General features: G+C 55.8%; 1 protein-coding gene. It reads right to left on the bottom strand.

From position 1 onward, the window contains the following. Positions 1-80 precede the first annotated feature (80 nt). On the bottom strand, positions 81-605 hold the full coding sequence (locus ACEWPL_RS19465) for a hypothetical protein (protein WP_393930808.1): 525 nt from the start codon (positions 603-605) through the stop codon (positions 81-83). Positions 606-801: the final 196 nt, after the last annotated feature.

Here is an 801-nt window from a genome sequence, read left to right as displayed (position 1 = left end):
GGGCAAGGTTGCACATGGGTCAATTCTCGATGACAATTTCTGCAGTTGCCGGGTCAGTTCTCAGTGACAATCAACAGAGATTACGTCCGGCGGTTACACTCCATCGCTGCGCGCCAGTCAAGACGCTCGTTGCGGATGAGCGTCTCCAGTTCTTCGAATGATAGATCAACATCGTCAAACCCTGGGAAGGTACGCCCTGAATAGGGCTCGCTCAGGATTTCGCGCACTTCAAATGCTGCATGGTGGCGCTCCATGACCGCGCGCGTTGTGCGGTCGCGATAGGGGTAGAACAGCTTCAGCCGACCGATCATGTTTGCACCGATGTCTGTCAGCTCGACGTCATAGCGATCCGCATGGCGCTCAAGAACCCGGTAAACGCCGCCGAACAGCCAAGTGTCCTGCTCATGGTAAAATTGCATGAGCGAGAAGATGAGCGGACGGTTGAAGTCATCCCTGCCAGGTCTGTATTCTTGCCACTCCTGCCACTCGCGGCGATCCCGCGCGAACACCTCCAGCGGTTGGCTGTGCTGGTTCCAGCGGGCGAAGTGAATTTTGTACTCGCCGAGGTTCTCAATCGGCCAGATGTCTTGAAGCAAAATTGGCATGGATCGATGTTGCCCCATTCGCAAGGCGAAAGCTACCAAGAGCTTGAATGATTGATCTTTTTTTGTGGGAAAGGGTATGGCGCGACCCTACGGGCCGGGCTGTCGTGAACCGAGCCTGTGGTAGTGCCCCGGGAAGTGGTGTAGGAACTGGCGTCCACCTGCTTTTTCATAGCCGGTGTTGCTCGTTCACTGAGCG

The organism is Roseovarius roseus, assembly GCF_043355935.2.
In the GTDB taxonomy this organism is placed as follows: domain Bacteria; phylum Pseudomonadota; class Alphaproteobacteria; order Rhodobacterales; family Rhodobacteraceae; genus Roseovarius; species Roseovarius roseus.
Note: the sequence above shows the minus strand (reverse complement) of the source record. Positions and strands in the feature narration are given on the sequence as shown.